Genomic DNA, 23,579 nt, shown 5'->3' with positions numbered 1-23,579 from the left:
GCACCTGCTTGCGGCACCGGCGGCGAGATGGCTCGCCGCCGGTGGTCATCTCTTCATCGCGCCTCCCGCATGTACGGCGCGACGGTGATCCGGTCGATCAGCGGCGCGTAGCGGGAGCGGAGCAGCACGCCGGGAAAGGTGTCCGAGGCGTAGGTGGTGCCGTCGAAGTTCGGCAGTTCCTCGGATCGGAAGGCGATCGTGTTCTCCCCCTTCTTCAGGTGGACCGGGACGGTCAGCTCCCAGAAGTTGTTCTGATGGAAGCTGTGCGGGAAGCTCACGCGCCGCACCTCGCCGTTGACGCTGATGTCGGCGTGGCGGGCGAGCGGGTCCGGGTTGTAGTGGGTGGCCTCCGACTGCTCCGGGTTGGAGAAGCGGATGCGCAGCGCGTGCAGGCCGGTCCGGTCGGCCTTGACGGTGAACGTCGCGGTGTTGCCGTTGCCGGGCTCGCCGCCGATACCGTTGATCGCCGTGCCGTCGGTGGCCAGCGAGAGCCGATCGAGACTGGCCGAGCCGGCGAGCTTGGCGTCGTCCGCCTCGTACGTACGCGCCGGCAGCGCGCCCTCGGTCGGCGTGACCCTGAGGCGGTCGACGAGGGTGGTGGACGAACCTCCGGTCAGCGTCACCTTGTTGACGCCGCCCGAGAGAGATACCGCCGCGCTGCTCCTGCCCTCGGCCAGGCGCAGGACGTCGTGGCCGTTCACGGAGAGCCGGGCGCCCGAGCCGCCGAGGGTGTCGACCTTGAGGGTGGCCTCGCGGTCGGCGGGCGAGTAGACCCAGAACGTGGCGGTCTGCCCCTTCGCGAGCCGGACCGCGCCCGAGCCGGTGGCGGGGGTTCCGGCCTGCTCCGGCAGTTTGTAGACGGGCTGTGCCCCGCCGCCCAGCCAGGCCAGTTCGCCCTCGTACACCTGGGTGTCGGCCGAAGCCTCGGGGAGGGAGAGGGTGAGACGGTCGACGATGGCGTCGCCCTTGGTGGCGCGTTTGCCGTCGGCGCTCTTCGCGGCGAGCGTCAGGGTGTGCTTGCCCTTGGTGAGCTTGACCTTGGTGTCGGTGTGGTCCCACACCACCCACTTGTAGCCGAGCGGCAGATGCATCTCCCGCTCGCTGTCCGCCTTGCCGTCCACGCGCAGGAAGACGTTGGTGGGGCCCTGCTCCTTCACCTTGTCGAAGGTGTTGAGGGAGTTGGCGAAGACGCTCAGGTCGTACGTGCCGTCCTGCGGCACGTCCACGGTGAAGTCGAGCGTGACGTCCGAGCCGGTGCGCAGGCCGCCCACGTCGTATCCGCCGGAGGTGTAGAACTTCGACACGTCGCGGGGCGAGCCCTCCGGGCCGTTCTTGGAGTAGTCGGATCCGGTGTGGGCGGCGTCCTCCGCCTCGTACGAGGCCTTCCAGCGCACGGGCGGCGACTGCGTGCCCTTCGCCTTCCCGGCCGGGCTGAGGACGATCTCGTACGCCGAGGACTCCTTCAGCTTCGGCAGCGCGCCGTCGCCGAAGTCGACGACGACCTTGCCGTCGTCACCGACCTTCAGGTTCTGCTCGGAGAGCAGCTTCGGGCCTGAGTTGTCGCCCACCTGTCCGCTCCAGTCGATCTCCCGCACCCAGGCGTGCACGCGGTCCCCGAAGAGCTTCTTCGGGACGTTGTCGAAGGTGATGTGGCCCTTGCCGGTGGAACCGCCGAAGATCAGCCGGGACTGCTTCTTCTTCTCGTCCAGCGTGGCGACGCCCTGCATGGTGTAGTTCTCGCCGGGGAACGGCGGGGTCACCTGCACCGTGTGCCCGCTCATCGAGGCGTACGAGTTCAGCAGCCACCACTGGCCGTTGCCGCGGTTCGACTGCACCGCGGAGTCGGAGAGGTTGCCGTCGATGTTCCAGTACGCGATGTCGGCGTCCACCTTGGACTCCTCGATCGCGGACACCCACTGGATCATCTGGCCGGGGACCGAGGTGTGGTAGTTGAAGGCGTACTCGTTGACGTTGATCGGCAGCCGGGTGCCCTCGAGGTCGGTGCCCTTGAACAGATCCTTCTCCCACGCCCGGTACTTGGCGACACTCTCGCGCACCGCCTCCGGGTGGCTCAGCTCGTGCCAGGTGATGACGTCGGGGAGGGTGCCTGCGGCCAGGGCGTGGGTGAGGAAGCCCTTCACCTGGTCGTAGAGGACGCTGGTGTTGGGACCGGCGATGCGTGCCTTGGGCATCTTGCCCTTGATGAGCTTGTAGAAGTCGTCCCAGGCGGCGAAGTAGTCGTCCGGATCGTTGAGCCAGCTGACCTTGTTGTAGCTCCACTCGCCGGTGCCGAACATGTTGCCCTCGGGCTCGTTGAACGGCACGAAGACGATGTTGTCCTGGTACTTCTCGGGCAACTGCAGGACCTGGTCGACCTGCTTGGCGATCTTCTCCCTGTAGAGCTTGACCTTCTCCTCGGGGGTGTCGCCCGGCCACTGGTACGGGAAGCCGCGGTGGATGTCGGTCATGTAGATGTACACGTCACCGTTGGTGGAGTCGGCCAGCGGCTTGACCACGTCCAGCGCGTCGGCACCGGGGTGCTGCGGGCCGTCCTGCGCCTTCGTGGATACCGTGCGCAGGCCCATGCCCTCGATGAGGTTGTTCGTGGGGACGTCCGGGCCGTACACGCCGTAGAGCGTGCCGGAGGCGCCGCCGTGGAACGCGCCGGTGTCCGAGCCGAGGTCGACGTTGAGCTCCCCCTCGCGGACCACGGTGACGGTCGCCTTCACGGCCCGCCCTGCCGCCGTTCCCGCCACCGTGAACGTCCCGGGCTGGGCGTACTTCTCGGGTGGTATGTCGTCCCAGGTGATCGGGGTGTCGCGGTCGTAGCCGTCGGAGAAGGTGGAGCGGACCCCGGCGGGGAGGGACGGGGCGGTCCCGGTCGTCGTACGGGCCTCGAAGGACGTCTTCGAGAGCTCCTGGAGGGTGGGCAGGGCCCCGACCGTGCCGGCCACCTGCTCGGCGCTGAGCGCCGAGTGCCACACGGTGAAGTCGTCGACGGCGCCCTTGAGCAGCGGATCCGGCCAGAAGGACTTGCCGATGTAACCGGCGGCCGTGGCCGAACCGTCCAGCACGTCCCTGGCCTTGATGCTGGTCTCGGTGGAGGAGACCGCCACGCCGTCGAGGTAGGTGGTGAGCCGGCCGGCGGAGGTGTCGAGGGTGACGGTGACGGTCCGCCACTCGTTCGCGGGGAGCGGCGCGTAGCCGCGGACCTGTGCCTCCGCGCCCCCGCCGCCGGTGGTCACGGAGGTCTGCAGCAGCCCGCTGCCGTTGTACGGGGTGCTGAAGAGGTACTTGGTGGTGTTGGTGCCCAGATCGAAGATCCGCTGCCAGGACGACTTGTCGCCGCTCCACTTCACGCGCGCGGAGACAGTCAAGTCGGCTGTGTCGCCGACTACTTCGCGGGGCAGGCGGACGTACGCGCCGTCGGAGTCGGGCGCACCGCCGGGCAGGGCGAGCGCCTTCCCTCCGTCAGTGCCCTCGACGGACTGGGCGGTGGAGCCGTTCACCAGGCTCGCCGTCAGACCGTTGCCGGAACTGTCGGTGATCTTTCCGGAGGCGAGGTCATCCTGGTCGAAGGTGTAACGAGCCGTGGGCTGGGGCGTATCGGCCGCTTGCGCGGGGGCGGCCGGCGCGGCCAGCAGGCCCGCGCCGAGGGCCAGCGCCATGGCGGCCGGGGCTCTGCGCCGCGCGGCTCTGTCAACGGATGGCATGGATGGCGTCCTTCCAGGAGAGCGTCGAACCGGTTCGACAACGGCATCAGCCGTGCTCGTACCGGTTGGCACGGATCGACCAGGTGCTCAGGTTCCGGGGAACGCGGCGCGCCCGTGCGCCGGTTCTTCGGGGGTGACAAGCAGCGCGTGCTCGGCCTTTCGGCTACGGGAGGCGGGACGTCCCTCTCAACTCGCCCCGAGTGTGCGGCATTTCGAACATGGTTCGTAGCATCGGCGAGACCGTAGGGGCGGATGAGGCAACGGTCAAGACCTTGCGCAGGCCCCTGAGGGTGTCCGCTCGGTTGACCGGTCCGGGACAGGGGCCCGTCGAGGAGAACACGTCCGCATCAACACCGGGCCCGATCGCCGCGCGGTTCTAGCGCCCCGTCCCCAGCTCCGTCTCGACCAGTCGGTACAGATGGCGGCGGGCGTCCTCCGTGGTCAGCGGGGGCGCCTGGCGCAGCCATTGGAGGGCCAGGCCGTCGGAGAGCGCGGCGAAGCGGACCGTGAAGCCGACCGGGTCGGCGCAGACGAACTCGCCCTCGGCGACGCCCCGTTCGACCAGTGCACGGATCTGGCTGTGCCAGTCCTCGTACCGCCTGGCCTGGCCGCGGGCGAAGGCCCGTTCCGGGTCCTGGTCGCGGTCACCCGCGCTCCAGTAGTCGAACCACATCCGCCAGTGCCGGTCGGTGTCCTCCGTGAACAGCGCGTCGATCAGCAGCCGCAGCGCCTCGGAGCCGCCGGCCGCCTTGTCGGCGGCCTCGCTCAGCGCCGCGTAGTACCGCTCGATGTGCAGCACCATGGCCTCGGAGAGGATCTCCTGCACGCTGTCGAAGTGGTACGTGACGGTGCCGACCGACACCCCGGCCGCGGCCGCCACATCGCGCACGCCCACCGACTGGTACCCGCGTTCCACGATCAGTGGCACGGCCGCCTCCACGATGAGCCGACGGCGCACCTCCGTGGGCTGGCGGGTGCGGTCGGCGGCGGCGACGGCACGGCGAGGACTCTTGGCGGCCTTCATGCCGACGTCCTCGGGATGGCGCGCTGCCATACGCGTTTGGCCACTGTCTCTCCGTCCGCCCGTGCTTCGATGCGACTGTCCATGATGAACTCCGTGGCCGTGGCCCGCAGCTCCGTACGGGCCATGATCTCAGTGTCCCAGTCCGCGCCGCGCCGCAGCCGGATACCCCACTCGGAGACCGCCCGCGCCGAGAGCGGATCATCGGCGCGGATCCGGTACGTCTCGCACGCGCTCTCCTCGTAGCGCAGCCCGTCGGGGTAGGTCCGGGATCCGCCGTAGTTGGGGTCGACCTCCAGTGTCCACTCGCCGGTGACCACGTCGTGCGTGACCAGCCGCTCCGGCCGGGCATCGGCGGGCCGTTCGTACCCCACGGGCAGCGGCGAGGCCTGCTCCGGCTCCTCGAACCGGATCGGCTCCCTGCCCCGGTCGTACGCGGGGTCCCGGACGGGCAGGAGGAGGGCGCTGTCGGCGGGCACCACGGCCAGGCCCGCGCCGCGCTCGCCGTGCGGCCACACCCAGGGCCAGTACGTGTCGGAGACGGCGACCCTGATGCGATGGCCGGGCGGGAAGGCATAGCCGGTGCCGCCCAGCTCGAACTCCACCGTCTCGTACGTGCCCGGTTGCCACTCCACGGCCCGGTCGCGCCCCTGCCTGCTCAGCAGGTTGAGCACGCCGCGCGAGACGAGGGTGGACGTGCCGTCGGGCGCGACGTCGCACAGGCGGACGATCACATGGGCGCGCGGGGTCGCGCTGTCGAGGCGCAACCGGACGCGTGGACGGCCCAGGACCTCCACACGCTCCTCCAGAGTCCGCGAGTCGAAGCAGACGGAACGTCCGTCCTCCTCGCGCTGGTCCGGCGGCAGATCGCTCGCGTTGCCGAAGGGGAAGAAACGGCCGGCGTCGAGGCCGGTGTGCTGCGGTGTGCGGATGAGGGCGGGGGTGTGCGTCTGCCCCAGTGGCTGTTCGGCCCAGGTGACCGACGGGGAGGGCCAGGCCGGGTCTCCGACCCAGCGGCCCGGCATGATGTCGTACGAAGTGGCGGGCCGGACCGATTCGTTGATCCAGGCGCGGAGCTTCGGCTCGCGCATGATGCCGGTGTCCGCGCCCTTGAGGTGCTGGTCCCACCAGCGGAGGGTCTCCTGCAGAAAGCCGATCGCCGGGCCGGGCGGCAGGCCTCGGTCCGGGTACTGGTGCGACCAGGGGCCGATGAGCCCTCGTACGCGGTCGTCCGGCAGGTGCTCCACCAGCCGCAGCACGGTGTCGCGGTACGGATCGTGCCAGCCGCCGACGGCCAGGACCGCCGCGCCGATCGCCGGGTAGTCCTCGCAGACGCTGCCGTGCCGCCAGTAGTCGTCGCGTTCCTGGTGGGCGAGCCAGGTGTGCAGGAAGGGTTCGAGGGCGTCGAGGCGTTCGCGCCACATCGGGAGCCAGCGGTCCCGGCCGACGCTGTTCGGATCCGGCGGGCGGGCGGCGAACGCGAGCATCGTGCCCGCCCAGGCGAGCATGTCGATGCCGAGGACGGCGCCGCCCGTGTAGTGCACGTCGTTGTCGTACCGGTCGTCCGTCGAGCAGACCGTCACGATCGCCTTCAGCGGTTCGGGGGCGAGGGCGGCGATCTGCAGCGAGTTGAAGCCGCCCCACGAGATCCCGAACATGCCCACCTTGCCGGTGCACCAGGGCTGTGCGGCCAGCCAGTTCACGACGTCCACGCCGTCCGCGAGTTCCTGCGCGTCGTACTCGTCGCCGGGGGTTCCCTCGCTGTCGCCGTGGCCCCGGATGTCGACGCGGACGGAGGCGTAGCCGTGGCCCGCGTACCAGGGGTGCCGTTGGGCGTCCCGGGGCGCGGTCCAGTCGGTCTTGCGGTACGGGAGGTATTCGAGCAGGGCGGGGACGGGGTCGGCCTCGGCGTCGGCCGGTCGCCAGATCCGCGCGTGCAGGCGTGTCGTCCCGTCCCTGGTGGGGATCCAGACGTCCTCGCGCATGACCTGGCGGTCGAAGTGCTCGCGGTACCTCACGAAACTCCATCCCTCGCGGCCGGGCGCCAGCGGCGCACCCGGTGGCCCTGGCCGTGGTCGGTCCACAGGTCGTCCGGTTCGGCGGCATCAGTCCACTCGGGGGCGTCCTCCACGAGAGGCTGGGCGTCGGGATCCGGGTCGGGGGCGGGCTCGGGCTCGGCGGGGGCGGGCTCGGGCGAGGGCTCGAGGGCCGCCGCCATGAGCCGGCGCGTGTAGGGGTGCCCCGGAGAAGCGAACACCGCCTCCGTCGGGCCCTCCTCCACCACCACGCCGTGCCGCAGGACGACCACTCGGTCGGCGATGCCCCGTACGACGGCCAGGTCGTGGCTGATGAACAGGCATGCCAAGCGGCGTTCGCGCCGCAAATCGTCGAGGAGGCGGAGCACCTCGGCCTGGACCGAGACGTCGAGAGCGGTGGTGATCTCGTCGGCGATCAGTACGTCCGGCTCCCCCGCCAACGCCCGTGCGATGCCGATGCGTTGACGCTGGCCGCCGGAGAGCTGGGCGGGCAGCCGGCCGACGAGGGCCGGGTCCAGGCGTACGTCGGACATCAGCTTCCGGGCGCGTACGGCCGCCTCCGCACGACTGCCCGCCGTGCCGAAGAACCGCAGCGGCCGCCGTACCGCGTCACCGACGGAGCGGCGCGGGTTCAGGGAGGTGTCGGCGTTCTGGAAGACGAGCTGGACCCGGCGCCGCAACGACACGGGCCGTTTGCGCGCGGGCGCGGCGAGGTCGCCCGACTCGCTGGTCATCGTGCCGCCGGACGGAGCGCGCAGGCCCGCGAGGGTCCAGGCGAGGGTGGACTTGCCGCTGCCCGACTCCCCCACGAGGGCGAGGACTTCGCCCCGTCGGACCTCGAAGGAGACACCGTCCACGGCACGGGAGGCCCCGTAGTCGACGGTGACGTCCCGCGCGGAGACGGCGACGGGTGCGTCACCGGCGACCACAGCCCTGGGCCGCATCTCCCGCTCGCCCTCCTCGCCCACGATCGCGAGTCCGGTGTCGTCGAGTCGTGGCACGCTCGCCAACAGCCGTCTGGTATACGGGTCTTGGGGCGAGGAGAAGAGCCGCCCGGTGGGCGCGGCCTCCACGATCCGACCGTCCCGCAGCACGGTCACCTCGTCGGCCATGTGCGCCACGACTCCGAGGTCGTGGCTCACCAGCACGGCGGCGAGGCCGAGTTCGTCGCGCAGGGCGTCCACCAGATCGAGCACGCCGCGTTGCGTCACCACGTCGAGGCCGGTGGTCGGCTCGTCGAGGACGAGGACCTTCGGCCGGGCGGCGAGGGCCATGGCGAGGGCTACGCGCTGCTGCTGACCGCCGGACAGCTCGTGCGGGTAGCGGCGGGCGAGCTCAGCGGGGCGGGGCAGCCGGACCTGTGCCAGCAGGTCCACGACGGGTACGTCCCCGCCGGCCTCCTCGATCTGCCGTCCGATCCGCATGGACGGCGTCAGCGCCTGCCCGGCGTTCTGCCCGACGAGCGCGACCGTCCCGCCGCGCAGTCGCCTCAACTCCCGTGCCGACAGGGCGAATACGTCGGCCCCGTCGACCCGGACCGAGCCGCCCGTCAGCCGCGACCCGTGCCGCAGATGCCCGAGCAGCGTCGCCGCGACCGTCGACTTCCCACTGCCCGACTCACCGACCAGCGCCAGCGTCCGGCCCGGTCGCAGGTCGAACGACACCTCGTGGACGACGGGCACGTCACGTCCGCCCGAACGGTAGGCCACGGAGAGGGAGTCCACGGACACGATGGCGGCGGCGCTGGCGGTCATCGGGCCCCCTCCTTGATCCGGTCGACGCCCCACGCCTTGGACAGGCCGTCGGCGGCGAGGTTGAGCCCGATCACGAGCGTGGCCAGGGCGATGATGGGCGCGAGGCTCGCCATGGGGACGACGGTGATGGCCGTGCGGTTCTCGGCGACCATGAGGCCCCAGTCGGGCGTCGGCGGATCGGCGCCGAAGCCGAGGAAGGACAGCGAGGAGATCAGCAGCACCACCCACGAGGCCCGCATCGCGAACTCGACGCACACCACGTCGATGATGTTCGGCAGGACCTCGCGCCGCAGGATCGGCCAGGTGCCCTCGCCCCGGGCGCGCGCCGCGGTCACGTAGTCGGCGGGCACGACCGCCAGCGCGGCGCCGCGCACCACGCGGACGACCTGCGGGACGGACACCACGGCGATCGCGAGGACGATGACCCACGGGCCCGTCCCCAGCGCGGTCACGATGACCAGCAGTGCCAGGACCGACGGCACGGAGAGGACCGCGTCGAGGACTCGTCCCAGCACATCGTCGAACCAGCCGCCGCGCAGGGCCGCCGCGCACCCGGCCACCGTGCCGAGTGCGACGGTCAGCAGCGTCGCGGCCACGGAGACTCCGAGCGCGTACTGGCCGCCGTACAGCACCCGGGCGAGTACGTCCCGGCCGTACTGGTCGGTCCCGGCCAGATGCTCCCAACTCGGCCCGAGCAACGCCTGGTCGGCGTTGCTCGCGAGGGGATCGTACGAGGTGAGGACCGGCGCGAGCAGAGCGATCAGGACGTGGACGGCGACGATCGCGAGGCCGATGGTGGTCGTCCGGGAGGACCGGAGCGTGCGCCAGGCGCGGGCCGTGGCGGACGGCGGCGCGAGCGGGGTGGCGGACGGGGGCGGGGGCGCCGGGGTTTCCAGGGTGCTCATCGGGTCCTCCCGAGCGTACGGAGCTTGGGGTTGAGGGCCATGGCGCCGAGGTCGGCGGCCAGGTTGCAGACGACGTACACGACGGCGCTGATCAGGGCGATGGCCTGGATGACGGGCAGGTCCCGGTTCTGCACGGAGGAGAGCATCAGCTTTCCGATGCCGGGGTAGTTGAAGACGTTCTCGACGACCGCCACCCCGCCGGCGAGCCAGGCGACGTTCAGGGCGATGACGTGCAGGGTGGGCAGCAGGGCGCTCGGCAGGGCGTGCCGTGTGACGACGCGCCACGTCGACAGGCCCTTCAGCCGGGCCGTGGTGACGTACTCGCTCGCCATCACGTCGATGACGGAGGTGCGGGCCATGCGGATGATGTACGCGGCCATGACGACGGCGAGGGCGAGGGCGGGAAGCCATACGGCGGGCAGGAGTTGGCCGACGCTCGCCTCGGGCCCGTACAGCACCACGGCCGGGAACAACGGCAGCGCGATGGAGAAGCACAGCACCAGTACGGTCGCGACGACGAACTCGGGGACGCTCATTCCGACCAGGCTGACCGTCGAGATCAGATGGTCCGGCCAGCGGTCGCGGTACAGGCCCGCGAGGATGCCGAGGAGCAAGGAGCCGGTGACGGCGAACAGGACCGTCACGAGGGCGATGAGCGCGGAGTTGCCGAGGTACAGCCCGACTTCGCCGCCGACCGCCTTGCCGGAGACGAGCGAGAGACCGAAGTCGCCGTGCAGGGCGCCGCCCATCCAGTCGGCGTACCGCTCCCAGGCGGGCTGGTCGAGCTTCAGTTTCTCACGCAGCGCGGCGACCGCGTCCGGCGTGGCGTCCCTGCCGAGTACCTGGGTGGCGACGTCGCCGGGCAGGGCCTGAACGGCGAGGAAGACCAGGACCGAGGAGAGGAAGAGCGTGCCGACGGCGGCGAGCACACGGCGGGCGATGAACGAGAGCATGCTCAGGCTCCCTTCAGGCCGATGCCGCGGTAGTCGAACTCGAAGCCGTACTCGGCGTATCCACGCACCTTGCGCGAGAGACCGACGAGCCGGTCGGCAAACATCGGGGTGATCGCGCCGCCCTTCTCGATCACGAGGGTCTGCGCCTCGCCGTACAGTTCCCGCCGCCGTTTGCCGTCCGTCTCCTGCCGGGCCCGGTCGAGCAGCGCGTCGAAGTCGCGGTCGGACCAGGCGGTCTCGTTGTAGGAGGAGCCGCTGCGGAAGACCTGGGTGAGGAGTTGGTCGACGGGTCTTCCGGTGAACCAGTACGTCGCCATGAGCGGCTGCTTCATCCAGATCTGCGTGTAATACGAGTCCGCCGCGGCCGTCTTGACCCGGATCCGGATTCCGGCCCGCCGGGCCGAGTCCTGGTAGGCCAGGGCCATGGGCGTGAAGACCGGGTCGTACGACGACGTGTAGAGGTCGACCGTGAGGCCCTCGTGTCCGGCCTTCTTCAGCAGGTGCCGCGCCTGTTCCGGGTCGTGCTCGGGGTGCGCGGTGATGTGGGCGGGGTCGCTCGGCGGCACCGGGTTGTCCCAGCCGGCCGTGCCCGCGCCCTGCAGGGCGACCTTCACCACGTGCTCGGGGTCGTACGCGAGCTTCATCGCCTGCCGCACCCGTACGTCGGTGAAGGGCTTCTCCGTGGTGAGCATCGGCAGCACGTACCACTGGGCGTCCTCGACCCGTGCGATCGTCGCGCGGTCGGAGGCGGCGACGACCCGGGCGGTCGCGAAGTCGAGGTTGGTCTGGGACAACAGATCGACCTGCCCGGCCAGCAGGGCATTCGAGCGGGCCGACATATCGGCGACGGAGTAGAAGGAGATGGCGTCCAGGACCGGGCGGCCGGCCCAGTGGTCCTCGTACGCGGTGATGCGGCCGGGGCCCGCGGGCGTGAACGACTCCAGTTGGAAGGGGCCGGTGCCTATGCCGGTGCGGCCGATGCCGCGGCCGCTGCCGTCGGGGATGACATAGCAGTTGTAGTGCGTGAGGAGGCTCGGGAACTCCGCGTGGGGGGTCTTGAGCGGTACAACGAGCGTGTGGGCGTCGGGAGTTCGCAGTCGGCCGGGGTCGACGAGCGGGGCGAGGACGGCTGCCTGCGGAGAGGCCGTCTTCTCGTCGAGGATGTGGCGCAGGGTGTAGGCGGCGTCGGCGGAGGTGAGGGCGCGCCCGTCATGGAAGGTGACGCCCTTGCGGATGCGGAAGGTCCAGGTGCGCGCGTTGGCGTCCGGCTCCCAGGACTCGGCGAGGTCGGGGGCGACGGCACCGTTCTCACCGATGCGGACCAGGCGGTTGTAGAGGGCGCCGAGGTATTCGTACGCCGACAGGGCGCTCGCCGGGTCGAGGGTCTCGGCGTCGGAGGCGGGGGGCCGGGCGATACGGAGGGTGCCGCCGGGGTCTGGAGCGCCCTGCTTGGCCGCGGCGGGCAGTGCGGGCGCCGCCGATGCGCCGGTACAGCCGCTGAGCAACCAGGAGGCGCCGAACGCCGCGGCGCTCGCGGCTCCCGTGGCGAGGACCGACCGCCGCCCCGGGTGGTGGATGTCGGACATGACCGACCGTCCTTCGCGCTATTCGTTCGAAAGAACGATTGAGTGAACGGCGTGAACGATAACGCGGCGACGGGATCCCGCCAACCCTTGGAGGCGGAACGCCCCCGGGGCGCAAAGTGACCACGCCACCGGTCAGATTGCGCCAACCCATGACCGCAATTTGCGTCAGGAAAGACGGACCTACGTCCGTACCGACGGTAAGGGCTTGCTTTGCATGGCCTTTGCACGTAACCCTTCCCGCCCATAACTAGCCAGGTTCCGGGGGGAATTGGCATATGCAAGGCACGGTGGACGGATTCAGCTACGGCGCGGTCACTCCGGTGGCCGCCTACCTCATGGCATGCCTGGGAGGCGCTCTGGGGCTGCGCTGCATCGTCCGGTCTCTTTACAACAACGAACAGGCGTGGAAGCCGGGTTGGCTGGCGCTCGGCGCGGCGTCGATCGGATGTGGCATCTGGACCATGCACTTCATCGCGATGATCGGTTTCCAGGTCGAGGAGACCCCTGTCCGCTACGAGGTCGGCTTGACGGTGCTGAGTCTCGTCGTGGCGATCGTCGTGGTCGGCGTCGGCGTCTTCGTCGTGGGATACCGCGGGGCCGACGGCGGCACGCTGGCCGTCGCGGGCGTCGTCACCGGCCTCGGTATCGCCGCCATGCACTACTTGGGGATGTCGGCGATCCAGATGAACGGGCGTGTCGAGTACGCCCCGGTCCCCGTCGCGCTCTCCGTCGTGATCGCCGTCGTCGCCGCGACCGCCGCCCTGTGGGCGGCCGTCTCGGTCCGGGGTCTCCTGGCAAGCCTGGGAGCCAGCCTGGTCATGGGCGTGGCCGTGAGCGGCATGCACTACACCGGTATGTCCGCGATCAGCGTGCATCTCCACGGCGCGACAGGAGGAGCCTCGACCGGCGACTCGCCGATGTCGCTCCTGCTCCCCATGCTCATCGGCCCGGTCATCTTCCTGGTGCTGGCCGGAGCGATCGTGATGTTCGACCCCCTCCTCGTCACGGGTGACGGCGACCAGGGTCGGCCCGCCTCTCGACAGGGCACCGCGGTCGGCGACGCCGACAACTCCGTGCCCCGGTCCGGCTCCTCCGGCTCCCTCTTCGAGGAGGAGCCCGATCCCGAGCGACGCCCCCACGGGCAGCACGAGGCCCCACGGTCCGCCTACGAGTGGTGAGTTGCTTCTCGAAGTCGCCGCGTCTCGGGGGTACGTACCCGAGCCTGCCCCCGACCTGTACAGCGGCCGACTCGCCCGACGGGTGCGACGCGGGCCGCCGTCGTGACGACGCTTTTTCACCCGCCCGCGGCGGTCTTCTCCAGGGCGGCGATGTCCAGCTTGGACATCGAGAGCATCGCCTGCATCGCCCTGGCCGCCTTCCCCTGGTCGGGGTCGCTGATCAAGTCGGTCAGCCTGGTCGGGACGACCTGCCAGGAGAGGCCGAACTTGTCCTTCAGCCAGTCGCAGGGACCTTCCTCGCCGACGCCCTCTGTCAGCCGGGACCAGTAGACGGCACCTGGAAGGCCGTGCACCGCGGCGCCGGTTTCGTCGGCAAGCCGCTCTGGCTGATCATCAACCTCCAGATGGAGGGCTCGTCGGGCTCCTCGGGCCCGGGAGGGAACACGTACTACCGGGCGCGGAACGTGTACGTGGGGCGCAACCGGGTCTAGGGACGGGCCGGGGCCGGCCCCCTCCGGCAGAAACCCACCTGCGTGCATGGTGCACGCAGAGCTAGCATCGGCGGCCATGATCTCTTCGGACGACACAGCGATCCACCCGTTTCGCATCGACATCCCGCAGGGCGACCTCGATGACCTCCATGTGCGCCTGGACCGCACCCGGTGGCCTGACGAACTGCCCGGCGCGGGCTGGGCGTACGGCGTACCGCTGGACTATCTGAAGGAGCTGGCGCACTACTGGCGCCACGTGTACGACTGGCGGGCCGCGGAAGCACGGCTCAACGAGTGGCCGCAGTTCACCACGACCGTCGATGGCGCGACGCTGCACTTCGCCCACGTGCGGTCCCCGGAACCGGACGCGACACCTCTGGTCATCACGCACGGCTGGCCGGGTTCGATCGTCGAATTCCTCGATGTCGTGGGACCGTTGACGGATCCACGAGCCCACGGCGGCGACCCCGCCGACGCGTTCCATCTGGTGATCCCGAGCATCCCCGGGTTCGGGTTCTCCGGGCCGACGCGGGACAGGGGCTGGGACCACCGCCGGGTCGCCGCCGCGTTGGCCGTGCTGATGGAGCGGCTGGGCTACGAGGGGTACGGCGTGCAGGGCGGCGACTGGGGCGCGGGCATCTCCCGTGAGCTCGGCCGCGTCCGCCCCGACCGGGTCATCGGCGTGCACCTGAACCTGCTGCCGGACTCGGCCGTGACCGCGGAACCGGACGAGAAGGAGTTGGCCGCGCTGAGCCCCGCCGAGCGCGAGCGCACCCTGGCCTCCTGGGAACGCACCCAGGAGTGGGTCCGCGAGCGCCAGGGATACGCCGTCCTCCAGGCCACCCGGCCGCAGACGCTCGCTTATGCCCTCATCGATTCGCCGGTCGGCCAACTGGCCTGGATCGCCGAGAAGTTCAAGGAGTGGACCCACTCCGGTGACCGACCGGAGGACGCCGTCGACCGCGACCGGCTGCTCACCAACGTGATGCTGTACTGGCTCACCGGCACCGCCGGCTCGTCCGCCCGCATCTACTACGAGCGCGCGCACGCCGACGGCTGGGGCGCCGCGCCCGAACCGTCGTCCACCCCGACCGCCCTGGCCGTCTTCCCGCGCGAGAACTTCATCCCCGTACGGCACATCGCCGATCGGACGAACACCATCGTGCGGTGGACGGAGTTCGATCGGGGCGGGCACTTCGCCGCGACGGAACAGCCGGACCTGCTCGTGGACGATGTACGGGCGTTCTTCCGAGAGCTGCGAGGCTAGGGGGTGTCCGCCCTGATCCGCTGGACATGCCTTGGGGGCCCGTTGGATGACTCGTGTGCGCGGGTGCTCCGTCAGCAGTGTGCCTCGACGAGCACGGGCGCGCCGTCCGGCAGGTCGAGCCGGATCTCTTCGGCGGCCGCGACCGGGCTGCCGTCGACCCGTACGGCACCAGGGCTGAAACGGGCGGGCAGCCGAAGGCGTGCGGGTACCGTGCCCGACCCCTGCCGCACGACGCGTATCTCCAGCCGGTCCTCGCCCGCGCGGACATCGAGACCGACCCGGCCGAAGCGGGTGGGGGTGCCCTCGACGCGGATCTCGGCGCCCGGCCGGAACCAGTGCGCGGGCGCCGCGGGCAGCAGGTCGAGGCCCGCGCCGCGTTCGAAGACCAGCAGGTGACGCACCAGGCGGACGAACTCAGCCGACGCCCAGTTGTGCGGCATGTCCCCGCAGATCTGGAGGTGTCCACTGCCGGTCAGCGGCTGTTCCTCCCGCCAGACACGGGTCGGGGAGGCGTGGTTGGCGAAGGCGTAGAGGTAGTCGGCCGCCTTGTCGGGGCGGTCCGCGTACAGCCAGGCGTGCGCGGCGAAGGACGCCTGGTACGTCCACACCGCCTTGTACGGCAGCCAGCCGGTGGTGGCCGGGATGCCCTGCTCGTCGTCGCGGGCCTCGTACAGATCGAGCAGGTCGCGGACCACCTCGTCGTCGGCGGCGAAGATCTCGCCGGGCCAGATGGCGTGGCACAGCGCCCAGGTCGCGGTCTCGGGCCGGATCCGGCGCCAGACCGGCACCTGGCTGTCCGGGGTATGCGGCCGGAACTGGTGCTCGCCGCTGCCCGGCAGGTTCATCGGGAGATGACGCAGGCCGTCGTCGGTGGTACGCCGCTGGATCTTGGCGGATCGCTGGAAGGCGGAGAGCAGGCTTTCGAAGAGGTCCGCGAAGCGTTCGGCGTCGGCCGTCTCGTCGAGCATGCGCGCGCCCGCGACCGCGTACCGGAGTCCGGTGAGGATCCACATCGTGGTGGTGTACTCCGCGCGGCTGCCGCCGAGTCCGCCGTCCCCGAACGCCTCGGGGAGCAGCCCGCGGAGGGGATGGTCGGCGGGCAACTCGGCCGCCTGCTCGCGCAGTTCGGCGATATGGGCCACGGCCGCGCGGATGGTGGGCCAGCGGCCGCGCAACGCGTCGGAATCGCCGGTGAGTTCGGCCTGCCGCACCATGGTGGCGATGGCGATGCCGGTCTCCTTGACGTACGGCTCGCTGTCCAGCTGCACGATGGCGCCGTTCGGCTTGACCCGCCGCATCAGCACCTCAAGACCGGCGTCGGCCGGGTCGTCCAGCCCCAGGTAGCGCGCCGCCTCGAGGAGGAAGTGGCCGTCGACCAGCCAGAGTCCCCGATAGATGGTCGGCCCGACATGCAGCACCGGCAGGTCCTGCTCGATCTCCCGGGCCTGGAGCAGGTTGCGGGCGCAGGCGGTGAGCATGTCCTGTACGTCGGGGTCGGGCACCGTCAACGGCAGCCGCTGGACGTCGAGTCGGTCCCAGTACCGGCGTTCCGCCCGGAGCGCGGCGTACGCCTGGTCGAGGTCCAGTTCGCCGTCGGTCAGCGGAACGACGACCGCGCCGCTCATGCTATCGCCGCCCCGCAGAACCACCGGACTGGTCACCAGACCGTCGGCCGCACCGAACCCCGAAGCGGAGCCGCCGACGAGCGGATGACCGCAGGACCGCAGCCGCCAGGCGCCCGCGGGAGCGGCGTCGGTGGTCGGCAGCCCGTCCGTCCATTCCGGGGTGGCGGGCGCGGTGTCGAGGGGAACCGCGTGCACCTCGTGGCGGGATCCGGTGCTCGCGAGCGTCTCCCCGCGCAGCTGGGCTTCGATGCGCAGACCGGTGAGGACCTCGTCCGCACCGGGCGCCGCCCTGATGGTCCACAGGACGATGTCGTACCGGGCCGGCCCGTAGTGGGCGAAGGTGGTCATCTCCAGCGTCTGGTTCGGGTAGGCGACGACTGTACGGACGATGGCTCGCCGGGCGCTCTCGGTCTCCTGTGTGACCCGCACCGGGCGATGGGTGGTCTGCGCGGAGAACCCCACCGTCCGCGCGAAGGACCAGGCGTCGAAGCCGCTCGCGTGGAAGCCGTAGAGGAGGGCGCCGTCCTCGCCTACGAGGCTCTTGTGGGGGTCGTCCGGCCGGCACAGCAGCGTCCAGGAGGAGTCGGGCGCGTGCCTGAAGTCGATGGTGCTGGTGGTCACTTGACGATGGGTCATTTGACGGCTCCGGCGGTCAGCCCCGACACGATGCGGCGCTGCGCGAACAGCACGAGCAGGACGACGGGCAGGGTGATCAGGACGACCGCGGCGTCGATGCGGTTGTAGAAGACCTGGAACTGGCTCTGCCCGAGGTTCACGATCGCCAGCGGCGCCGTGAAGCGTTCCGGGGTCTGCAGGAAGGACGTGGCGAACGCGAAGTCGTTCCAGGCGAGGATGAAGGAGATGATCGCGGAGGTGAAGACGGCGGGCATCGCCACGGGGACGACGATCCGCCACAGCACTTGCAGGCGACTGGCGCCGTCCACCATGGCCGCCTCCTCCAGGCTGCGCGGCACCTGGTCGAAGAAGCTCTTCAGCAGCCAGGTCGCGATGGGCAGCGTGTAGACCATGTATGCCAGGACCAGTCCCGCCGGGGAGTCCAGCAGCTGGAGCTCGCGGTAGACGAGGAAGAGCGGGCCGACCATGGCCAGCACAGGGAAGAACCCGGCGAAGAGCACGAAGCCCAGCACGACGCCCGCGCCGCGCACCCGAAGCCGGGACAGCGCGTACCCGGCCAGCGTCGCGCACACCACCGAAAGCGCCGTGCTGACCAGGCAGATGAGGATGCTGTTGAGCAGCGGGCGCAGGAAGTTCTGGTCGGAGAGGTTGTCGGCGTAGCTGGAGAGCGTGAAGTGCTTCGGCAGGAATCCGGTGACCCCCTGCGCGAACTCCTGGGAGCTCATCAGCGAGGTGCGCAGGATCCACAGGAACGGGAAGAGCGAGATGGTGACGATGGCCGTCACGAGGAGGCCGAAGCCGGTGCGTCGCCAGGCCGCGGCCCGGCGACGCCGGTCCCGGCCGGCCCTCCGGGCATCCGGCACCGGTGCCCGCACCGCAGCGGAGTGCTCGGCCACATGGAGTTGTCCGGTCATCGGGTCTCCTCCCCGCGGTCGGTACGGAAGATCCGGACGTAACCGGCGGCGACGAGCAGCGCCAGCACCACGAGGACCACGGAGAGGGCACCGCCCGTGCCGAAGTCGGTCTCGACCAGGAACTCGCGCCAGTTGATGTAGGAGAGGGTCTCCGTGGTGTTGCCCGGCCCTCCGCCGGTGAGGATGAAGACCACGTCGAAGACCAGCAGGGCGGACAGCGTACGGAAGATCAGCGCCACCAGCAGGGCCGGCTTGAGCAGCGGCAGGGTGACGCGCCAGAAGGCCTGCCAGGCGCTCGCGCCGTCGATCCGTGCCGCCTCGTACAGCTCGTCCGGGATCACCTGGAGACCGGCCAGCAGGATGATCGCCACGAACGGCACGGTCTTCCACGCGTCGGTCGCGCCGATCGCCGCCCACGCCGTCCACTCGCCACCGAGCCAGTTGGTGTCCGCGCCGGGCAGATGCAGGGCGCTGAGGGCCTGGTTCACGAACCCGGTCTGCGGATCGAGCATCGTCTTCCACGACGTCGCCGCCACCACGGTGGGTACCGCCCACGGCACCAGGACGGCGGCCCGCACCCAGCCCCGGCCGCGGAAGCGGCGGTGGAGGACGAGGGCCACGACGAGCCCGGCGACGATCTGTGTGAAGACCGAACCCGCGGTGAACAGCAGGGTCCGTATCAGCGCCTGCCGGAACGCCGCATCGGCGAACAGCGCCCGGTAGTTGCCGAGGCCGGCGAAGCCGTCCGCCGCGGGGTCGGTCAGTTTGACGTGGCGTACGGAGTTCCACAGGTTGTACGCGAGCGGGAACGCCGTGACCGCCAGCAGGATCACCAGGGTGGGCGTCAGCAGCAGCCAGCCCAGTCGCCGGTCCGTCGCTGCGGCGCGTGCCCGCCGCAGCGACGGCCGGTTTCCCCCGGGGGAGGCGGTGCCACCGGCGAGAGGTGCGGAGACACCGCTAGCCACGGGCCGCGTCCCGGACCTTGGGCGCCGCGTCGGACAGGGCCTTGTCCGGTGCGGTCAGGTTGGACACGACGGAGGAGAGCATGGTCTGCAACTCGACCGAGACCTTGGGGTAGTTGGGCGAGACCGGCCGCTGGACGGCGACCTTGGCCACCTTCTCGACCTCGCGGTAGTAGGGCGCTTCCTTGAACAGCTCGGGGCTGTACGCGGCCGACACCGAAGGCGGGTTGCCCGCCTTCAGTGCCCGGTCGATCTGGACGTCCTTGCTGGTGAGGTACTGGATCAGCTTCCAGGCGGCCGCCGTGTGGGTGCTCTTGGAGTTGATCGCCAGCATCTCCGTGCCGAGGGTGCCGCCCTTGCCTGCGAACGGCACGAAGCCGACCTTGCCCTCGGTGGGCGTGCCCTTGGTGGTGGAGAAGACGAAAGGCCAGTTGATCGCGAACGCCGCCTGACCGGAGCTGAACGCCTGCTGGACTTCGCCCTCCTTCCAGCCGGTGACCGCGCTGGGTGCGATCTTGTACTTGCGGATCAGGTCGTCCATGAACTGCAACGCCTGCTGGTTCTGCGGTGTGTCGAGGTTCTCGGGATCGAGCTTGCCGCCGAAGCCGCCGGCGAGGGCCATGAACGCGGTGATCACGCCTTCGTACTTGGCGCCCTCGAAGGCCAGCCCGTACTTGAGCTTCGAGTCCTTCTTCATCGCCTCCTGAGCGGCGGTGACGAGTTCGTCGGGCGTCGTAGGGGGCGTCTTGACCAGGTCGGTGCGGTAGAAGAGGCCCTCGGTGTTGGCGAACCAGGGCACGGCGTAGGTCTTGCCCTCGTACTGGCCCGCGGTGAGTGAGCTCGGCAGGAACTTGGAGGTGTCTGCCTTCACCTTCGAAAGGTCGAGCAGCCAGCCGGACTTGGCGAAGGCGGCGCCGTAGATGCCGTCCAGCTTGAAGACGTCGGGGGCTCCTGAGCCCGCGACGAGCCGCTGCTGGATCTGCTGCTGGTACTGGGTGGCGTCGGTGGAGAGCACCTGCACCTTGACCTTGATCTTCGGGTTCGCCTTCTCGAACGCCTTGATCGCGGCGTTCGTGGCCTTGCCCTCCTCGCCCAGGCCGGTGAGAGCGACGTTGACCGTCTGCGTGCCGTCGGAGCTGGTCGAACCGCTTCCGCCGGTGCCGCAGGCGGCGATCAGGGAGACCGACGCCGCGAGCGCGAGTGCCGTGATGCATCTGCGCGGTGTCCGTCCTGGCGAAGTGAAGGCTCTCATGTCCCGACCTTTCTCGGAGCGCGGCGCATGGTCGTCTGCATGCGGTGGCAGCAAGTCCGGTCTAACTGGTCAGACCAGCCTGCCCGCGGGGCACACCTTCCCATCGCGGTCCGGGAGCGTCAAGGCAGTGGACGCAAGTTGTGGAGGGCCGCGCGGATGCCCAAATACGGCCTGGAGTGACGGGTGGGGCGGGGGTCTGCGACCGCATGGAGGCCGGTCCCTCGCTCACCATGCGGTCTTACCGGTCTATCCTGGCCACGGACACCGCCCGCCCTCGAGAGGACTGACACCATGGCATCGGACTTCTCGGCGAAGGCCGGCGCCCGGCCGCTCTATCCGAACCAGGACGCCGTCCTGACCCAGCTGGAGCGCCGGATCCTGAGCGGGGCGCTGAAGGTCGGCGACCGGCTGCCGTCCGAACGCACTCTGTGCGCCGAATACAACGTCAGCCGGCCGGTGATCCGGGAGGTGCTGCGGGGTCTGCAGGAACGCGGCTACATCGAGATCCATCCCGGTCGCGGCTCGTTCGTACGGGCCGTGGGAGCGAGCGACTTGGCACGGCCGCTGGCGCGGATGGCACAGCGCACCGGCGTCACGCCGAGGGATCTGGTTACAGCACGCACCATGCTGGAGTGCGAGGCGGCGGCGATGGCCGCGTCACGCGGCACCGACGAGCAGATCGATCTCGTACGGCAGGCTCTGGAGGCTCATCAGGCGGCCCAGGACCTGACCACCCTCGCCCGCTCCGACCTCGCCTTCCACGAGGCGGTGGCACACGCCGGCGGAAACCCGGTGATCGCGGTGATGTTCGGCTCCATCCGGACCCTGGTCTACGGGCTCATGCTGCGCAGCCTGAGCGACCGGGAGGTGCTGGCGGCGGGCGACCCGTGGCACCAGACGATCTACGAAGGCATCGCACGCCGGGATCCCGAAGCGGCGCGAGCCGCGATGGCGGAGCATCTGCGGCTGGCGCTGGACTTCTACGGCGCGGACCTGGACACGCCGCTGGACGACGTGCTGGCGCGGCGGGGCATCCAAGTCGCGCGACTGGACGACGAGTTGGCGGGCTTCGGCTGAGCAGCTGAGCCCCTGCAGCGACTGAGCCCGTCCAGTGGCTGAGGGCGGTCACCCGCCTGCGTCCAGCCGGGACACCCGGCGCCGCGTATGCGCGGACTCGAGGTGTTCCGCACGCAGCGCGACCCCCAGCCCGGGAGTGGTCGTCGGTGCCACCCGCCCGTCGACCGGCACGGGCAACCCCTCGGCCATGAGCCCGTACCAGCTGTGATGGAAGGCGCGTACGGTCTCGGCGATCAGCCCGTTCGGCTGACTCGCGACGAATTCGACGCAGGTGGCGAACGACACCGGCCCGGTGCAGTCGTGCGGCGCGACGGCGACGCCGTACGTGTCGGCCAGCGCGGCCACCTTCCGCGCCTCGGTCAGCCCGCCCGCCCAGCTGATGTCGATGATGGCCACGTCGATCGCGCCGCTCTCCAACAGCGGCTTGAACGCCCGGCGGCCGGCGAGCGTCTCCCCCGTCGCGATCGGCACCGAGGTGCGCGCGCGCAGACTGCGGTAGCCGTCGACGCCGTCGGGCCGCAACGGATCCTCCACCCAGAAGGGTTCGATGTCCTCCAGCGCGGTCAGGATCTCGACGGCGGCCCTGACCGACCACAGTCCGTGCAGTTCGACGAGGATGTCCATGCGATCGCCCGCGGCGCCGCGGATCTCCTCCAGCACCTTCATGCCCTGCCGGATGTCCGCAGGTGAGACGTGCAGCCCACCGGTCCGCTCCGCGGCGGAGTCGAACGGCCACACCTTCATCGCCGTGATCCCCTCCTCCAGCAGGGACCGCGCCAGCTCGGCGGGACGGTGGAGGAAGGCCTCCAGGTCCTCGTAGCGGTCGGACACCTCGGCCAGCCCCCAGTTGGCCGAGGACTGCCGCCCCTCGTCGCGGATGTAACCGGTGCCCGCGCAGGTGTTGTAGACGCGCAGCGACTCCTGCGCCGGACCGCCCAGCAGCGCCGCCACCGGCAACCCCGCGCGCTTGCCCAGCAGATCCCAGAGCGCGATGTCCACCGCCCCGTTGCCGCGCGTCTCCGCCCCCGAACCGCCGAAACCGACGTACGGCGCGAGCAGCCGGGCCACCCTCTCGGGAGCCGGATCCACCAGACCGAGCAGCACCGGAGCAACCGATTCATGGAGGTACGCCTCGACGGCCTCCGCCCCCCAGAACGTCTCCCCCAGCCCCTGCAACCCGTCGGACGTATGGACAAGGACCTGGCAGACGTTGGGCTGGACTGCCGACCGCACGGTTTCCAGGGCGGTGATGCGCATGAGCGGCCTCCATCTGGTCATGCCGGTCTTACCAGTCAGCCTGGAGCCTGACCGAGACTTCGCTTCGCGTCAAGCGCGCCGCTCCGGCACAGGGGACCCTGACGCACCTCTTGACACGCGGTGGGAAAGGGCGGCAGAAAGGGAGGCTGGCGGTCAGACCAGTTAGACCGAAGAGGGGACAGCGGGTGCTCCAGGATCTCGTCGGCCGACAAGTCGCCATCACCGGCGGCGTCGGCGACATCGGCCTCGCCATCGGGTACGAACTCGCCTCCCGAGGCGCCGACGTCGTACTGATCGACATCGTCGACGAGCCCGCGGCCGCCGCCCGCATCGCCGGCCTCGGACAGGTCGTGGGCACGCTGCGCTACGACATCGCGGACACCACCGACCCGGACGCTCTCACGGCGGCGCTGGCCCGCGTGGACGGCCTGGACACGGCGATCGGCAACGCCGGCATCGTCCGCTCGTCCCCGTTCCTCAAGATCACGCCCGAGGACTGGCAGGCCCAGCTGAACGTCAACCTCACCGGCGCCTTCCACCTGACCCAGGCGGCGGCCCGCCAGATGGTCGCCGCCGGCACCGAGGGCCGCATCGTCCTCACCGGCTCATGGATCGGCTCCGTGCCGTGGCCCGAGACCACGGCGTACTCCGTTTCCAAGGCCGGCCTGGAAATGCTCGCGCGCTCCGCCGCCCTCGAACTGGCCCCCCACCGCATCCGCGTCAACGTCCTCGCGCCCGGCATCGTCGACGCCGGCATGGCCGCCCGCCAGTACCGGGAGGAACCGCAGTACCGCGCGCGCGTGGACCGGGCCATTCCACTGGGCGAGCTGCAGTCCCTCAGGCAGGTCGCCCAGGCCGCGGGGATGCTGTGCTCCCCGGCGGCCGACTACCTCACCGGCACGGTGCTGCTGGCGGACGGCGGGTGCTCGCTGCTCGCGGGCACCTGACGGCC

At 70.5% G+C, this 23,579-nt stretch carries 17 protein-coding genes and 1 pseudogene; 5 read left to right on the top strand and 13 right to left on the bottom strand.

Annotated elements, in window-relative coordinates; genetic code table 11:
* Positions 1-53: 53 nt before the first annotated feature.
* From FE633_RS15910 to FE633_RS15880, 7 genes are all read right to left on the bottom strand, one after another.
* A complete protein-coding gene (locus tag FE633_RS15910) occupies positions 54-3,713 on the bottom strand; it encodes a LamG-like jellyroll fold domain-containing protein (RefSeq protein WP_246113639.1) in 3,660 nt (1,219 codons plus the stop codon).
* Positions 3,714-4,089: 376 nt separating this feature from the next.
* On the bottom strand, positions 4,090-4,737 hold the full coding sequence (locus FE633_RS15905; protein WP_246113638.1) for a TetR/AcrR family transcriptional regulator: 648 nt from the start codon (positions 4,735-4,737) through the stop codon (positions 4,090-4,092).
* A complete protein-coding gene (locus FE633_RS15900) occupies positions 4,734-6,752 on the bottom strand; it encodes a CocE/NonD family hydrolase (protein WP_138045793.1) in 2,019 nt (672 codons plus the stop codon). The genes FE633_RS15905 and FE633_RS15900 overlap by 4 nt, the downstream gene beginning before the upstream one ends.
* The gene (locus FE633_RS15895) at positions 6,749-8,524 is read right to left on the bottom strand and encodes a dipeptide ABC transporter ATP-binding protein (RefSeq protein WP_138045792.1); all 1,776 of its coding nucleotides are present in this window, start codon (positions 8,522-8,524) and stop codon (positions 6,749-6,751) included. The genes FE633_RS15900 and FE633_RS15895 overlap by 4 nt, the downstream gene beginning before the upstream one ends.
* Entirely contained in the window at positions 8,521-9,429 is a 909-nt protein-coding gene (locus FE633_RS15890) for an ABC transporter permease (protein ID WP_138045791.1), read from the bottom strand. The genes FE633_RS15895 and FE633_RS15890 overlap by 4 nt, the downstream gene beginning before the upstream one ends.
* Positions 9,426-10,382, bottom strand: coding sequence for an ABC transporter permease (locus tag FE633_RS15885; RefSeq protein ID WP_138045790.1), 957 nt, complete (start codon positions 10,380-10,382; stop codon positions 9,426-9,428). The genes FE633_RS15890 and FE633_RS15885 overlap by 4 nt, the downstream gene beginning before the upstream one ends.
* 2 nt (positions 10,383-10,384) lie before the next feature.
* A complete protein-coding gene (locus tag FE633_RS15880) occupies positions 10,385-11,968 on the bottom strand; it encodes an ABC transporter substrate-binding protein (RefSeq protein WP_138045789.1) in 1,584 nt (527 codons plus the stop codon).
* 275 nt (positions 11,969-12,243) lie between these two features.
* On the opposite strand from FE633_RS15880, the gene FE633_RS15875 reads away from it, so the two are divergent.
* Complete coding sequence (locus FE633_RS15875; RefSeq protein ID WP_138045788.1) at positions 12,244-13,146, top strand: MHYT domain-containing protein; 903 nt, start codon at positions 12,244-12,246, stop codon at positions 13,144-13,146.
* 116 nt (positions 13,147-13,262) lie between these two features.
* On the opposite strand, the pseudogene FE633_RS48400 reads toward FE633_RS15875, so the two are convergent.
* Positions 13,263-13,475, bottom strand: a pseudogene (locus FE633_RS48400) (VOC family protein); the annotation flags it as partial.
* An 18-nt stretch (positions 13,476-13,493) separates the two neighbouring features.
* Here FE633_RS48400 and FE633_RS48395 point away from each other — a divergent pair.
* Together FE633_RS48395 and FE633_RS15865 are read left to right on the top strand one after the other, a co-directional pair.
* A complete protein-coding gene (locus FE633_RS48395) occupies positions 13,494-13,637 on the top strand; it encodes a hypothetical protein (RefSeq protein ID WP_246113637.1) in 144 nt (47 codons plus the stop codon).
* A 76-nt stretch (positions 13,638-13,713) separates the two neighbouring features.
* The gene (locus FE633_RS15865) at positions 13,714-14,904 is read left to right on the top strand and encodes an epoxide hydrolase family protein (RefSeq protein ID WP_138045786.1); all 1,191 of its coding nucleotides are present in this window, start codon (positions 13,714-13,716) and stop codon (positions 14,902-14,904) included.
* A gap of 71 nt (positions 14,905-14,975) precedes the next feature.
* On the opposite strand, the gene FE633_RS15860 is transcribed toward FE633_RS15865, so the two are convergent.
* The 4 genes from FE633_RS15860 to FE633_RS15845 are packed head-to-tail and all read right to left on the bottom strand — an operon-like array spanning position 14,976 to position 20,293.
* A complete protein-coding gene (locus FE633_RS15860; RefSeq protein WP_212747224.1) occupies positions 14,976-17,165 on the bottom strand; it encodes a hypothetical protein in 2,190 nt (729 codons plus the stop codon).
* Positions 17,162-18,079 (bottom strand): carbohydrate ABC transporter permease, encoded by a 918-nt coding sequence (locus FE633_RS15855; protein WP_138045784.1) that lies wholly within the window; start codon positions 18,077-18,079, stop codon positions 17,162-17,164. The genes FE633_RS15860 and FE633_RS15855 overlap by 4 nt, the downstream gene beginning before the upstream one ends.
* On the bottom strand, positions 18,076-19,044 hold the full coding sequence (locus FE633_RS15850) for a carbohydrate ABC transporter permease (RefSeq protein WP_138045783.1): 969 nt from the start codon (positions 19,042-19,044) through the stop codon (positions 18,076-18,078). The genes FE633_RS15855 and FE633_RS15850 overlap by 4 nt, the downstream gene beginning before the upstream one ends.
* On the bottom strand, positions 19,037-20,293 hold the full coding sequence (locus FE633_RS15845) for an ABC transporter substrate-binding protein (RefSeq protein WP_138045782.1): 1,257 nt from the start codon (positions 20,291-20,293) through the stop codon (positions 19,037-19,039). Before FE633_RS15845 ends, FE633_RS15850 begins: the two co-directional genes overlap by 8 nt.
* A 291-nt stretch (positions 20,294-20,584) precedes the next feature.
* On the opposite strand from FE633_RS15845, the gene FE633_RS15840 reads away from it, so the two are divergent.
* Complete coding sequence (locus tag FE633_RS15840) at positions 20,585-21,370, top strand: FadR/GntR family transcriptional regulator (RefSeq protein WP_138045781.1); 786 nt, start codon at positions 20,585-20,587, stop codon at positions 21,368-21,370.
* A 48-nt stretch (positions 21,371-21,418) separates the two neighbouring features.
* Here the strand turns inward: FE633_RS15840 and FE633_RS15835 are convergent, their stop codons facing one another.
* Positions 21,419-22,627: a mandelate racemase/muconate lactonizing enzyme family protein gene (locus tag FE633_RS15835; RefSeq protein WP_212747223.1), complete on the bottom strand. Its 1,209-nt coding sequence runs from the start codon at positions 22,625-22,627 to the stop codon at positions 21,419-21,421.
* Positions 22,628-22,812: 185 nt separating this feature from the next.
* Between FE633_RS15835 and FE633_RS15830 the strand changes: the two genes are divergently transcribed.
* The gene (locus FE633_RS15830; protein ID WP_171059967.1) at positions 22,813-23,574 is read left to right on the top strand and encodes an SDR family NAD(P)-dependent oxidoreductase; all 762 of its coding nucleotides are present in this window, start codon (positions 22,813-22,815) and stop codon (positions 23,572-23,574) included.
* The last annotated feature ends 5 nt before the right edge of the window (positions 23,575-23,579 follow it).

Source organism: Streptomyces montanus, from assembly GCF_005786655.1.
GTDB classification, from domain to species: domain Bacteria; phylum Actinomycetota; class Actinomycetes; order Streptomycetales; family Streptomycetaceae; genus Streptomyces; species Streptomyces sporangiiformans.
This window is presented reverse-complemented; position numbering and strand designations above follow the sequence as displayed.